Genomic DNA, 13200 nt, shown 5'->3' on the forward strand with positions numbered 1-13200 from the left:
ACGTGAGCACTGCACTTACCCATTCCCTCCTCGGAGGGGTTCCGCTGTTGGTGCTGGTGGTACTGATCGCACTGATCTACCGCCGTAAGGGACCGCACCCGGCGACGTACACGTTGTCGGAGCCCTGGACGCACGCGCCGATCCTGTGGGCGTCCGAGGAGCCCGCCGATCATGGACATGGCGGACATGGTTCGCACCCGTTGACCGTAGGAGGCGGCGCCAGTGGCAAGTGGTAGCCCAACAGCCGAAGTCGCGACGCTCGAGCGGGGTGAGTTGCCGCTGGGCTTCGTGGTCACCTCCAGCGGCCGAGTCTCGGGCGTCACCGAGCCCGGTCAGCCGTCGGTCGACTATCCGTTCCCCACAAAGGATCTGGTGATGCTCGACGATGCGCTGACGTACGGCTCGCGTGGGGCCAAGGCCCGCTTCGCCGTGTACATCGGCGATCTGGGCGAGGACACCGCCGCGACGGCCCGCGAAATCCTGGCCAAGGTGCCCACGCCCGATAACGCGGTGCTGCTCGCGGTGTCGCCGAACCAGCGCGCGATCGAGGTGGTCTACGGCGCAGACGTCAAGGGTCGCGGCATCGAAGAAGCCGCCCCGTTGGGAGTCTCGGCGGCCGCGGCGTCGTTCCGCGAGGGCAACCTGATGGACGGACTGATCAGCGCCGTGCGCGTGCTGAGCGCCGGCGTCTCACCGCGCTAGTCGGCAGTCGTAAGGGCCGCGCGGATCTCGACGTAGCGCTGCAGGAACCTGCGCTCGTCGAGGCGCTTTCGCCGCATCCAGCCGGTGACCTCGTCGTTGCACTTGCTCGCATTGCAGGCGGTACAGGCGGGCACGACGTTGTCGACGGTGTACCGGCCGCCCCGTGAAATCGCCATGACGCAGTCGCGTTGCAATGGGCCATCCGTCGCGCCGCAGTAGGCGCAGCCGTTCCAGGCGGCCTTGAGGGCGGCCCATTGGTCGTCGGTGAGGTCGTTGACGACGCGCCCGAGCCGGCGTTTCCGTCTGCGGGCATACCGTGCCGTGCGTGTGCGACTCGCCATCGAGCAAGCGTATGCGCGCGAGCGTGCGCAAAATGCTGCTCAGCCACGGCGTGTCGGCCGGCGTGTCGGCCCTTATGCGTCGAAGGCCCGGGCCCGCAGCGCGCGCTCGACGCCGGCGCGGCCCTCCAACACCAGCCGGCGCAGCGGCGGCGGCAGATCGGGGTCGGCGAGGAACCGGTCGGCGGCATCGAGACCGTCCTGGCTGATGTCCCACGACGGGTACAGGCCGATCACGACCGTCTGCGCGACCTCACTCGAACGCCGTTCCCACACACCGGAAATCGCGCCGAAGTAGCGGTCGCGGAACGGCAGCAGCAACTCCTCCTGCCCGGGCCGCACGAAACCGCCGACGATGGAGCGCGCCGTGATGTTGGGCAGCGTATCGTCCTCGATGACCTGCTGCCACGCCGATTCCTTGACACCGGCCTGCGGACGGGCCGCCGACGCCGCCGCGGCATTGCGCTTGCCCGCCGCCGTCGGATCACGCTGCACCTCGGCGTCGATGAACGGCGTCTGTGGACCCTCGGCGTCGATCTGGCCCGCCGCGGCCAACGCCGTGACGATGCGCCAGCGCAGATCGGTGTCGACGTCCAGGCCCGCCAGCCCGAGCTCGGCCGGGTCGCGATCGAGCAGGTCCGCCAGCACCACCGTGTGCCGCGGCGAGAGCACCGAACTGCACAGCGCATTGATGTAGGCCAGCTGATGGTCCGATCCGGCTTCGGCACCGCGCGCCAGCTCCAGGAGGCGGTCGGCGAACGCGGGCCAACCTTCGGCACGGGCCCAGCCCGGTTCGGCGTAGGAGCCCAGCGCGGTCTGGGCCTGCATCAGCAGTCGCTGCGCCACGCCCACTTCGGTTTCGGCCTGCACACCCGAGGACACCAGGGCGACGAAATCGCGCGCCTTCAACTCGGCTTCGCGCGTCATCTCCCACGCCGCCGACCACACCAGCGTGCGGGGTAGCGGCTCGGCGATGTCGGCGATGCGGGTCAATGCCGTCTGCAGCGAATCCGGATCCAGCCGCAGTGCACAGTAGGTCAGGTCGTCGTCGTTGACCAGGACCAGCTTGCCACGCGAAACCCCAACGAGCGCAGGCACATCCGTGGTTGGGCCCTCGACGTCGAGCTCCTCGCGGTGTACGCGCACCAACTTGCCGGACCCGTCGTCGTCGTAGACGCCCACCGCCAGTCGGTGTACCCGCGTCTCACCCGCCCCCGGCGCGGCGCCGGACTGCTGCACGGTGAACCGAGTGAACCTGCCGTCGGTGACATCGAAGTCGGCGCGCAAGGTGTTCAGGCCGGTGGTCTTGAGCCACTGCTGGCCCCACCCGGAGAGGTCACGACCCGACGCCTTCTCCAGCGCGCCCAGCAGATCGCCGAACGTCGCGTTGGCGAACGCGTGGTCGCGGAAGTAGTCGCGCAGCCCGGACAGGAACTCCTCGAGACCCACATAGGCCACCAACTGCTTCAGCACGCTGGCGCCCTTGGCGTAGGTGATGCCGTCGAAGTTGACCTCCACGGCGGCGAGGTCCGGGATGTCGGCGGCCACCGGATGCGTCGACGGCAGCTGATCCTGCTTGTACGCCCACGACTTCTCCGCGTTGGCGAACGTCGTCCACGCCTCGGTGTACTCGGTGGCCTCGGCCTGACACAGCACCGAGGCAAACGTCGCGAAGGATTCGTTGAGCCACAAGTCATCCCACCACGTCATGGTGACCAGATCGCCGAACCACATGTGCGCCATCTCGTGCAACACCGTCTCGGCTCGCCGCTCGTAGGACGCGCGAGTGACCTTCGATCGGAAGACGTAGTCCTCCAAAAACGTGACGGCGCCGGCGTTTTCCATTGCTCCGGCGTTGAACTCCGGCACGAAGAGCTGGTCGTACTTGCCGAACGCGTACGGCGCGCCGAAGTTGGCGTGGAAGAAACCGAAGCCCTGTTTGGTCTCGGTGAAGAGCCGTTCGGCATCCATGAACTGCGCCAACGACTTTCGGCAGAACAGGCCGAGCGGAATCTCGCCGTGCTCATCGCGGTAGACGTCGCGCCACACCGCGTACGGCCCGGCGATCAACGCCACCAGGTAGGTGCTCATCCGCGGTGTGGTGGCGAAGGTGTGCACCCCGCCGTCCGCGGACACCGTCGCGCCGTTGGAGATGACCTCCCAGTGGGCCGGCGCGGTGACCGTCACGTCGAAGGTGGCCTTCAGGTCGGGCTGGTCGAAGCACGCGAACATCCGCTTGGCGTCGGCGGTTTCGAATTGGGAGTACAGGTACACCTCGTTGTCGACCGGGTCGACGAAACGGTGCAGGCCCTCGCCGGTGTTGGAGTAGAGGCAGTCGGCGTCGACGACGACGACATTGCGCTCGGCCAATCCCGTCAGCGGGATGCCGGTGGATTCGTCGTAACCCGATACGTCGATGGCGTGGCCGTTGAGCGTGGCGCTGCGGATCGTGTCGGCGGCGATGTCGATGTACGTGTCGGCGCCGGGCAGCGCGTCGAACTCCACGGTGGTCACCGAGCGGAAGGTGCGGTCGCCGTTTGTGAGGTCGAGGTCGATGCGGTAGGAGTCGACGGTGACGAGCGCGGCGCGCTCGATCGCTTGCTCGCGAGTGAGATTGGGAAGTGCCACGCACCCAACCTAGTGGTAGCGCAGCGGGCTGGTCCTTACGGCCGTGGCGCCTGCAGCCAGTTCAAAAAGGTGCCGTTGCCGAGCGACGACATCATCGACGGGCAGTACATCGAGATGGCGATGCCGGTGAAGAACGCCGCCATGTCCGGATGGATGCCGTTGTCGGCGACCCGCGAGGCGACGCTCGCGAACGACTTGCCCGGCTCGACCAGCATCGGGCAGACCGACTGGCCCAGCTCGACGGTGCGGGTCGGGTCGGCGTAGGACACGCCGGCGTTGGTCAGTGTGGTGAGGAAGGTGTCGTCGACCGCGTCGATCGTGTCGGCGCTGGCCGGTGCGGCGAACGCGATCGCGGTGACCATGCCGACCGCCAAAATTGCTTTCACTTCGGTGACACTGGTCTACAACAGTCACATCTGCAACACGATTTGGCCAAGGTTTGCACACAATGCGTTTCGTTGGACCGCCCAGTGCGTGCGGCGTGCTTGGGGGATGTGCCCGGGGAACAACGCCCGCGCACCCGTAGTTGAGCTGAGCAGAAGCCTGAAGCCTGCCGACCGATCGAGAGGACCGCTATGCCCGAGAAGGCCCCCGCGAAATCCACCGCGGATTTCTGGTTCGACCCGCTGTGCCCGTGGTGCTGGATCACCTCGCGGTGGATCCTCGAGGTCGAAAAGGTGCGCGACATCGAGGTGAACTTCCGCGTGATGAGCCTGGCGGTGCTCAACGAAGGCCGCGATCTGCCCGAGGAATACAAGGAAGGCCTCAAGCAGGCCTGGGGCCCGGTGCGGGTGGCCATCGCCGCCGAGCAGGCCAAGGGCCGCGAAATCCTCGGCCCGCTCTACACCGCGATGGGCATGCGGATTCACAACCAGGACAACAAGAACTTCGACGAGGTCATCAAGCAGTCACTCGAGGAGGTCGGCCTGCCGGCCGAGCTCGCGGAGGCGGCCACCACCGACGAATACGACGAGGCGCTGCGCCAGAGCCACCACGAGGGCATGGATGCGGTCGGCGAGGACGTCGGCACGCCGACGATTCATGTCAACGGTGTCGCGTTCTTCGGACCGGTGCTGTCGAAGATTCCGCGCGGCGAAGAAGCCGGCAAGCTGTGGGACGCGTCGGTGACGTTCGCGAGCTATCCCCATTTCTGGGAGCTCAAGCGCACCCGCACCGAGCCGCCGACATTCGACTGAGGTTCGCGCTCTGCCAGAATGGCCGCCATGCGCGTCTACCTGGGAGCTGACCACGCCGGCTTCGAACTCAAGCAGGCCATCATCGAACACCTGCAGAAAACTGGCCACGAGCCGATCGACTGTGGCGCGTTCAGCTACGACGCCGACGACGACTACCCCGCATTCTGCATCGCGGCCGCGGAGAAGACGGTGGCCGATCCGGGCAGCCTCGGCCTGGTGCTGGGCGGCTCGGGCAACGGCGAGCAGATCGCGGCGAACAAGGTTCCCGGGGCCCGCTGCGCGCTGGCCTGGAGCGTGGACACGGCCAAGCTGGCCCGCGAGCACAACAACGCCCAGTTGATCGGCATCGGCGGCCGCATGCACAGCACCGAGGAGGCGCTGGCCATCGTCGACGCGTTTGTGTCCACGCCGTGGTCGCAAGCCGAACGCCACCAACGGCGTATCGACATCTTGTCGGAGTACGAGCGCACCCACGTCGCGCCGCCGGTGCCCGGCGCGCCTGCCTAGCCATGCCCGAAGGGCACACGCTGCATCGGCTGGCCCGGCTGCATCAACGCCGGTTCGGCCGGGCTCCGGTGCTGGTGTCCAGCCCCCAGGGCAGATTCGCCGACGGCGCCGACGCGGTGAACGGCCGAATTCTCAAGCGGGCCAGCGCGTGGGGCAAGCACCTGTTCCACCACTACGAGGGCGGCCGCGTCGTGCACGTGCACCTCGGCCTGTACGGCACCTTCACCGAGACGGCGCTGCCGATGCCGCTGCCGGTCGGGCAGGTTCGGATGCGGATGGTCGGCGCCGAGTACGGCACCGATCTGCGCGGGCCGACGGTGTGCGAGGTGATCACCGAACCCGAGATCGCCGACATCGTCATGCGGCTGGGTCCGGACCCGCTGCGCCGCGACGCCGATCCGGCGCTGGCCTTCAAGCGAATCACCAAGTCCCGCAGGCCTATTGGTGCGCTACTCATGGATCAGAGTGTGATCGCCGGCGTCGGCAATGTGTATCGCAGCGAGCTGTTGTACCGCCATCGCGTGGACCCGTACCGGCTCGGCACGTCGATCGACGCGGGGGAGTTCGACGCGATGTGGACCGACTTGGTGGCGCTGATGAAGGTCGGGCTGCGCCGCGGCAAGATCATCGTGGTGCGGCCCGAGCACGACCACGGTGCGCCCTCGTATGCGCCGGACCGCCCGCGCACCTACGTCTACCGCAGGGCGGGGGAGGCGTGCCGGGTGTGCGGCACGACGATCCGCACCGCCGAACTCGAGGGCCGAAACCTGTTCTGGTGCCCGGGCTGTCAGGTGTAGCCGTCGATGCTGCGTTCAGAAGCCGCCGAAGTCCCCACCGCCGAAGTCCCCACCGCCGAAATCCCAGCCGCCGCCGTCGCCACCGCCGTCAAAGCCGCCGGCGTCACCACCGCCAAAGTCGCCGCCACCCGCGTCTCCCGCGTCTGAAGCGGCCAAGCCGTCCTGGTAGCCCTCGCCGTAGCCGCTCTCGAAACCTTGTGCGCCGTAGTCAACTCCGTGCATGCCGGAGAACAGCGCATCGAACAGCAGCACCGATCCGATGCCCCACGCGCCGGCCACCAGCGCCGGCTTCCACCACGGCTCGGAATACCATCCGGCCGGAACGGGTCGGCCCGCCACTCGGCCGCCGGGGTAGTAGTTCGGCGTGCGTTCCGACGGCTCGGGGGAGGCCTCGATCTCCCTGCCCTCGAAGTTGATTCGACGGTCCTCGGTGACCGCACCCGCCGACCGTTGGCCGGCCAGCGATTCCAGTTCGGGTCCCGGATCCATGCCCATCGCGACGCGCGCGGCGCGGACGTAGTACAGACCTTCCAGCGCGCTCTCCTTGGCCAGCTCGGCCTGGCGCGGCGTGGTGGCCTGATCGATCTGCGACGACGCGGCGGTGTAGCGCTCGCTGGCGTCGGCCAGCGCCTGCTTGGAGGCCTCGTCGGTGCCGGTCAGGTTGAGCACCTGACCGCCGAGGCGTTCGATGAGACGGCGCGCGTCGGCCTTGGCGTCGGCCAGCGTGGTGGCGGTGCGCCTACCCGACGCCCGCGAGCTGTATACGGCCAGCGCGATCGCGGCGATGACCAGAATGATGAGGACCACCAACACGGTGTTCATGGCGTCCAGCGTACCCAGCGCGACGAGCGAAAACGGCGGACTGAATCAGTCGCGGATTACGCCCAGAGCGGAGTACACCTCGTCGGACAGCGCCACCGAGCGGGGATCGGCGTTGCACTTGGTGGCATCGAAGTAGTTCATCACGTACGCGTAGCCGATGCGGTATTCGAGGTCGACGAACGCGAACGATCCGCCCGAGCCGCCGTGCCCGAAGATCTTCGGGTTGGGGCCCGCGACGCCGCGCTGGTTCAACATGTAGCCCAGACCCCAGCCGTGGTCGGCCACCCGCGGCCCCAGCACGACATCGGTGTCGAACCCGCCCTGCGACACCCGCACGCGCTCCATGTGGTCGCGTGAGAGCAGCTTCTCCTGCGCCAGCGCGTTGTAGAACGTCGCCATGCCCAGCGCCGACACGTGCGCGTTGGTCCCCGGAAACTCGATCTCGCGCCACAGCTCCAGGACGTTGGAGCCGAGTTCGTCGTCGGGGACAAAGCCCATTGCCACCGCGAGCCCGGCCATCGGATGCTCCGCCAGCGAGGCCGGATGCTCGGGCGCCTCACTGGCGGCCAGCACATCGCGGATGTGCGGCTTGTTCACCATCTCGGCGCACCGGTGGTGCTGCGACGGGTGCAGGCCGATGTGCACGTCGATGCCGAGCGGTTCGGCGATCTCGGTGCGCAGGTACTGGCCGAGGGTGCGGCCGGTGACGCGACGGACCACCTCGCCGAGGATGAACCCGAACGTCACCATGTGGTAGCCCTGCGCGGTGCCGGGTTCCCACCACGGCTCGGCCGCGGCGATGTGGCGGCACACGCCGTCCCAGTCGGCGGCGTCGGCCCAGTGCAGGCGATGACGCGGGCCGATCACGCCGGACCGGTGGCCCATCACCATGGCCAGCGTGATGTCCTGTTTGCCGGCTTGGGCGAATTCGGGCCAGTACGCGGCGATGGGGGCGTCGAGGTCGAGCTCGCCGCGGTCGGCCAGCAGATGCACGCAGGTGCTGGTGAGTCCTTTGGAGCCAGAGAAGATGCTGGCGAGCGTGTCCTGCCGCCAGGGCCGACGGCCGTCGGCATCAGCGGAGCCGCCCCACAGGTTGACGACGAGGTCGCCGTCCACCCACACCGCCACCGCGGCGCCGATATCGCCGCGATCGGTGAAGTTCTGCTCGAAGGCGTCGCGGACTTTGTCGAAGCCGGCAGAGCATGAGCCGTTGATGGGCACCTGCGTGTCCCTCAACCCCATCCTCCTGTCGCTGACCATCCCTGAAGGCCCTGGAAACCTTACCGGCCGCAACGATATTGGGCAGAAGTGAGATCAGCCGGTCGGGTGATCCTATGTCGGCGTGGCGCCCTGCATGGAGGGGCGGTATCGGATCGTTACGGCCTCGCCGTCGGGCCGAGATTTCCGGTCGTGGAGCGGGCGACGGGAATCGAACCCGCGTCACTAGTTTGGAAGACTAGCGCTCTACCATTGAGCTACGCCCGCATGTTGCGCAACGCAGACTGTACCGGCGCGTCCGAAATCAAATCCAATTGAATGCGTCGCGTGTCCAGCCCGTAGTATCTCGCGTGGTCAGCCGTGCGTTTTTTGCAGCGGACGGCACACCGGGGTGTAGCGCAGCTTGGTAGCGCATCCGCTTTGGGAGCGGAAGGCCGCAGGTTCAAATCCTGTCACCCCGACCGACAGCAGACCCGTCTACCCAGACCGAGATAAGAGGAGTACCGCAGTGAAGAGCACCGTCGAGCAGTTGAGCCCCACGCGGGTGCGCATCAACGTGGAGGTGCCCTTCGAGGAGTGGGAAGGCGACTTCGACCGGGCCCTCAAGGAGATGGCCAAGCAAGTGCGGCTGCCCGGGTTCCGGCCGGGCAAGGTGCCGGTGAAGCTATTGGAGGCGCGCATCGACAAGGAAGCGATGCTCGACCAGGTGGTCAGCGAGGCGGTGCCCAGTCGCTATAGCGAGGCGGTGACGAGTTCGGACGTCAAGCCGCTGGGGCAGCCCGAGATCGAGATCACCAAGAAGGCCTACGGCGAGGACCTCGAGTTCACCGCAGAGGTCGACATCCGTCCCGAGATCGACCTGCCCGACCTGAGCGCGCTCAAGATCACCGTCGACCCGATCGAGGTGAGCGACGAGGAGGTCGACGCCGAGCTGCAGAACCTGCGCGCCCGCTTCGGCACGCTCACGGGCGTCGACCGTGCAGCCCAGGAGGGCGACTTTGTCTCCATCGACCTGTCGGCCACGGTCGACGGCGAAGAGGTGCCCGAAGCCAACACCGAGGGGTTGTCCCACGAGGTCGGCTCCGGTCAGCTGATCGACGGCCTCGACGAGGCGATCGTCGGGCTGAAGGAGGGCGAGACCCGCGTCTTCACCACCAAGCTGGCCGCCGGTGAGCACGCCGGCAAGGAGGCCCAGGTGACCGTCACGGTGAAGTCGGTCAAGGAACGCGAACTGCCCGAGCCCGATGATGAATTCGCGCAATTGGCAAGCGAATTCGACACCATGGACGAGCTGCGGGAAAACCTCACCGAGCAGGTGCGCCGGATGAAGCGCGTGCAGCAGGCCGAGCAGATCCGTGACAAGGCGCTGGAAACCCTTCTCGAGCAGACCGAGGTGCCGCTGCCGGAGAAGATCGTGCAGGCCCAGGTCGACGACACCCTGCACAACGCCATCCACGCCCTCGACCACGACGAGGAGCGCTTCGCCGAGGCGCTGGCCGAACAGGGCAGCAGCCGCGAGGAATTCGACGCCGACAGCCGCAGCAACGCCGAGAAGGCCATCAAGACCCAGCTGCTGATGGACGCCATCGCCGACAAGCTCAACATCCAGGTCGGCCAGAACGACCTCACCGAGCGGCTGGTGCTGATGTCGCGGCAGTACGGCCTCGAGCCGCAGCAGCTGCTGCAGGTGTTGCAGCAGAACAACCAGCTACCCGCGATGTATGCCGACGTGCGACGCGGCCTGACCATCGCCGCGGTGGTGCATGGCGCCACGGTCACCGACACCGAGGGCAACGTGATCGACACCACGGAGTTCTTCGGCCCGTCCGGCGGGGAAGAAGCCGGTGAAGAGGCTGGCGAAGAGTCCAAGGACGAGGCGCCCGACGACGCACAGTGACGCTGTGAGCGAACGCGAGCCTTTCAGGGAGTGCGCGGCGTCGCAGGTTGGTTAGTGTCGGTGAGTACCAGACGTAGAGAAAGCAGGTATCCAGTCGTGACGGACATGCGGTCGAACGGGCAGGGGTTCAACCTCGTCGACTCGGTGTATGAGCGGTTGCTCTCCGAGCGCATCATCTTCCTGGGTTCCCAGGTGGACGACGACATCGCCAACCGGCTGTGCGCGCAGATTCTGCTGCTCGCCGCCGAGGACCCCACCAAGGACATTTCGCTCTACATCAACTCGCCCGGCGGCTCCATCAGCGCGGGCATGGCGATCTACGACACTATGGTGCTGGCGCCGTGCGACATCGCGACGTACGCGATGGGCATGGCCGCCTCGATGGGCCAGTTCCTGCTGGCCGCCGGCACCAAGGGCAAGCGCTACGCGCTGCCGCACGCGCGGATCCTGATGCACCAGCCGCTCGGCGGTGTGACGGGTAGCGCCGCCGACATCGCGATCCAGGCCGAGCAGTTCGCCGTCATCAAGAAGGAAATGTTCCGGCTCAACGCGGAGTTCACCGGACAGCCGGTCGAACGCATCGAGGCCGACTCCGACCGCGACCGCTGGTTCACCGCGCAGGAGGCCCTCGAGTACGGGTTCGTCGACCACATCATCACCCGCGCCGCAGTCAATGGAGTGTCCAATGTCTAACTACTCGTCAGCTGACCCTCGCCTGGCGCCGCAGGCGCGCTACATCCTGCCGTCGTTCATTGAGCACTCGAGCTTTGGCGTCAAGGAGTCCAACCCGTACAACAAGCTGTTCGAGGAACGGATCATCTTCCTCGGCGTACAGGTGGACGACGCGTCGGCCAACGACATCATGGCCCAGCTGCTGGTGCTGGAGTCGCTGGATCCCGACCGCGACATCACCATGTACATCAACTCGCCGGGTGGTTCGTTCACCTCGCTGATGGCGATCTACGACACCATGCAGTACGTGCGCGCCGACATCCAGACGGTGTGCCTGGGCCAGGCCGCGTCGGCGGCTGCGGTGCTGCTGGCGGCGGGTACGCCGGGTAAGCGGTTGGCGCTGCCCAACGCCCGCGTGTTGATCCACCAGCCGGCGCTGTCGGGCGTCATCCAGGGCCAGTTCTCCGATCTGGAGATCCAGGCCGCCGAGGTGGAGCGGATGCGCACGCTGATGGAGACCACCCTCGCCCACCACACCGGCAAGGATCCCGCGGTGATCCGCAAAGACACCGACCGCGACAAGATCCTGACCGCCGAAGAGGCCAAGGACTACGGGATCATCGACACCGTTCTGGAGTACCGGAAGCTGTCCGCGCAGACGGCCTAACCGGTTGACTCCCGACTGGGTCACCGCGTTTCTCGACTTCGCGCCTGAGCACTACGGCGAGGGCATGCGAATCTGGTCGTCGGCGACGGGGTACGGGATAAGCCCACGCCGCTGCGACAATGGCGAGTTCGCGACGCTGGTGCCGGCCGACGGCGATGCGTTCTTGAAGGTGCAGCGCCTCGACGAGGGCGCCGACCGGATCCATCTCGACCTGCACGTGGCGCACCCCCGCACGGCCGCGGACCGCGCGATCGAACTCGGTGCCACCGAGCTCGCCGATCGCGGCTATGTGGTCCTGCGGTCCCCGGGCGGGTTCACGTTCTGCTTCGTGGCCCATCCGGCGGCCACCCGGCCGCGGCCGAGCACCTGGCCGAGCGGCCACTCGTCGCTCGTCGACCAGGTGTGCCTGGACATCCCGGGGCCGTCCTACGACGCCGAATGCACCTTCTGGGCGGCGTTGACCGAGTGGGAGACACGGGCATCGGCGGTCTCGACGGACTTCCGGTCGCTCGCCCGTCCCGAGGGCCATCCACTGCGGCTCCTCCTGCAACGGCTGGGTGACTCAGCGGGTGACGTCGGCGCCCATTTCGACTGGGCGACCACTGATCGCGCGGCCGAGACCCAACGCCATGTCGCGCTCGGCGCACGCGTCCTGGACGTCCAACCGGTGTGGACGGTGCTCGCCGACCCCTGCGGCCGGCGCTACTGCTTGACCGACCGCGACCCCGAGACCGGGATGCTCGGCTGAGCTAAATCGCTGCGGCGAGCGCGGCGATATCCGACGGCCGCACCCGACAGCACCCGCCGATGATGCGCGCGCCCGCCGAAACCCATTGCGGGGCAAGGTCGGGCGAGTATTGCGACGGGCCTACCCACGTGCGACGGGTTGCGTCCCAGCCTTCCCCGCTGTTGGGGTAGACGACGACGGGCTTGCCGGTGACGCTGCGGGCGATCTCGATCGCGGGCAGCACGTCGCCCGGCGCGCAGCAGTTGACGCCGACGGCGACGATGTCCGGCACGCCGGAAGCGACGGCGAACGCCTCGTCCAGTGGTTGTCCGGCGCGGGTCGTCCTCCCGTCGATGGTGTAGCTCAGCCAGGCCGGCACGGCGAGTTCGCGAATCAAGGCGACCAGCGCCTCGGCTTCGTCCGCGTCCGGGATGGTTTCGACGGCCAACACGTCGGGTCCGGCGTCGGCGAGCACCTCCATCCGCGGGCGATGCCACGCCATCAACTCCGCGACGGAGCGCCCGTAGCGGCCGCGGTATTCCGAGCCGTCGGCCAGCGCGGCGCCGTACGGCCCGATCGAGGCGGCCACCCAGCCGTCGGCCTCCGCGGCGGCCGTTCGGGCCAGCTCGACGCTGCGCCGCAGCAGTCGCTCGGCGCCGTCGCGATCGATTCCGCGCGCCGCGAAACCCTGGAACGAGGCCTGATAACTCGCAGTCGTGGCGAACCGGGCGCCGGCGTCAAAGAATGCCTTATGAACTGCGACGATGTGCTCTGGGCCGTCGAGTAGCAGCCGGGCGGACCACAGCGCGTCGGAGAGATCGAGGCCACGCGCCTCCAGCTCGGTGGCCAGGCCGCCGTCGCTGATGAGAACGGTATCGTGGGGCACGGCGAACACCACGGCGCAACTCTACGGCCACTCGTGCACCGCCTCTCGGTCCGATCACGGCGGCGACACGCCAGGGACACGGCGGCGCGTTCGGAGGGGCGACGAGGGCCGTCACGGGATATGTTCAGCGAACGAAAGCTAAA

15 protein-coding genes and 2 tRNA genes are annotated in these 13200 nt (G+C 67.6%); 10 read left to right on the top strand and 7 right to left on the bottom strand.

The features are described 5' to 3' along the window. Nucleotides 1–2 precede the first annotated feature (2 nt). On the top strand, nt 3–236 hold the full coding sequence (gene ctaJ, locus CWS39_RS08070) for an aa3-type cytochrome oxidase subunit CtaJ (RefSeq protein ID WP_102142381.1): 234 nt from the start codon (nt 3–5) through the stop codon (nt 234–236). Beyond that, on the top strand, nt 223–702 hold the full coding sequence (locus CWS39_RS08075; RefSeq protein WP_102142382.1) for a DUF5130 domain-containing protein: 480 nt from the start codon (nt 223–225) through the stop codon (nt 700–702). The genes ctaJ and CWS39_RS08075 overlap by 14 nt, the downstream gene beginning before the upstream one ends. On the opposite strand, the gene CWS39_RS08080 is transcribed toward CWS39_RS08075, so the two are convergent. The 3 genes from CWS39_RS08080 to CWS39_RS08090 form a co-directional block, all read right to left on the bottom strand. Beyond that, a complete protein-coding gene (locus tag CWS39_RS08080; protein WP_102142383.1) occupies nt 699–1043 on the bottom strand; it encodes an HNH endonuclease in 345 nt (114 codons plus the stop codon). The genes CWS39_RS08075 and CWS39_RS08080 overlap by 4 nt on opposite strands. 72 nt (nt 1044–1115) lie before the next feature. Further along, complete coding sequence (gene pepN, locus CWS39_RS08085) at nt 1116–3668, bottom strand: aminopeptidase N (protein ID WP_102142384.1); 2553 nt, start codon at nt 3666–3668, stop codon at nt 1116–1118. A 35-nt stretch (nt 3669–3703) separates the two neighbouring features. Continuing rightward, nucleotides 3704–4030, bottom strand: a complete 327-nt coding sequence (locus CWS39_RS08090) for a DUF732 domain-containing protein (protein WP_102142454.1) — start codon at nt 4028–4030, stop codon at nt 3704–3706. 213 nt (nt 4031–4243) lie between these two features. Between CWS39_RS08090 and CWS39_RS08095 the strand changes: the two genes are divergently transcribed. From CWS39_RS08095 to CWS39_RS08105, 3 genes are read left to right on the top strand one after another with little or no spacing between them, the layout of a single operon-like run. Beyond that, nucleotides 4244–4864, top strand: a complete 621-nt coding sequence (locus CWS39_RS08095; RefSeq protein ID WP_102142385.1) for a mycothiol-dependent nitroreductase Rv2466c family protein — start codon at nt 4244–4246, stop codon at nt 4862–4864. 27 nt (nt 4865–4891) lie between these two features. Next, entirely contained in the window at nt 4892–5371 is a 480-nt protein-coding gene (locus tag CWS39_RS08100) for a ribose-5-phosphate isomerase (RefSeq protein WP_199178007.1), read from the top strand. 2 nt (nt 5372–5373) lie between these two features. Then, a complete protein-coding gene (locus CWS39_RS08105) occupies nt 5374–6168 on the top strand; it encodes an Fpg/Nei family DNA glycosylase (RefSeq protein WP_102142387.1) in 795 nt (264 codons plus the stop codon). A 15-nt stretch (nt 6169–6183) separates the two neighbouring features. Here CWS39_RS08105 and CWS39_RS08110 read toward each other — a convergent pair whose 3' ends face one another. The 3 genes from CWS39_RS08110 to CWS39_RS08120 form a co-directional block, all read right to left on the bottom strand. Next, nucleotides 6184–6990 carry a DUF1542 domain-containing protein gene (locus tag CWS39_RS08110; RefSeq protein ID WP_102142388.1) on the bottom strand — a complete coding sequence of 269 codons (807 nt, stop codon included), beginning with the start codon at nt 6988–6990 and terminating at the stop codon, nt 6184–6186. A gap of 45 nt (nt 6991–7035) precedes the next feature. After that, nucleotides 7036–8232: a serine hydrolase domain-containing protein gene (locus CWS39_RS08115; protein WP_102142389.1), complete on the bottom strand. Its 1197-nt coding sequence runs from the start codon at nt 8230–8232 to the stop codon at nt 7036–7038. A gap of 169 nt (nt 8233–8401) precedes the next feature. After that, nucleotides 8402–8475 (bottom strand) — tRNA-Gly (locus CWS39_RS08120). A gap of 120 nt (nt 8476–8595) precedes the next feature. Here CWS39_RS08120 and CWS39_RS08125 point away from each other — a divergent pair. From CWS39_RS08125 to CWS39_RS08145, 5 genes are all read left to right on the top strand, one after another. Further along, nucleotides 8596–8669, top strand: a tRNA-Pro gene (locus CWS39_RS08125). 47 nt (nt 8670–8716) lie between these two features. Beyond that, nucleotides 8717–10105: a trigger factor gene (tig, locus tag CWS39_RS08130; RefSeq protein ID WP_102142390.1), complete on the top strand. Its 1389-nt coding sequence runs from the start codon at nt 8717–8719 to the stop codon at nt 10103–10105. A gap of 105 nt (nt 10106–10210) precedes the next feature. Then, entirely contained in the window at nt 10211–10798 is a 588-nt protein-coding gene (locus CWS39_RS08135; RefSeq protein WP_102142455.1) for an ATP-dependent Clp protease proteolytic subunit, read from the top strand. Next, nucleotides 10791–11444 carry an ATP-dependent Clp protease proteolytic subunit gene (locus tag CWS39_RS08140; RefSeq protein WP_102142391.1) on the top strand — a complete coding sequence of 218 codons (654 nt, stop codon included), beginning with the start codon at nt 10791–10793 and terminating at the stop codon, nt 11442–11444. The genes CWS39_RS08135 and CWS39_RS08140 overlap by 8 nt, the downstream gene beginning before the upstream one ends. 4 nt (nt 11445–11448) lie before the next feature. Next, nucleotides 11449–12192, top strand: a complete 744-nt coding sequence (locus CWS39_RS08145; protein WP_102142392.1) for a VOC family protein — start codon at nt 11449–11451, stop codon at nt 12190–12192. 1 nt (nt 12193) lies between these two features. Here CWS39_RS08145 and mmuM read toward each other — a convergent pair whose 3' ends face one another. After that, nucleotides 12194–13069 carry a homocysteine S-methyltransferase gene (gene mmuM / locus CWS39_RS08150; RefSeq protein ID WP_102142393.1) on the bottom strand — a complete coding sequence of 292 codons (876 nt, stop codon included), beginning with the start codon at nt 13067–13069 and terminating at the stop codon, nt 12194–12196. Between the last annotated feature and the right edge of the window lie 131 nt (nt 13070–13200).

The sequence above is a fragment of the Mycobacterium hubeiense genome, assembly GCF_002838065.1.
Taxonomy (GTDB): Bacteria; Actinomycetota; Actinomycetes; order Mycobacteriales; family Mycobacteriaceae; genus Mycobacterium; species Mycobacterium hubeiense.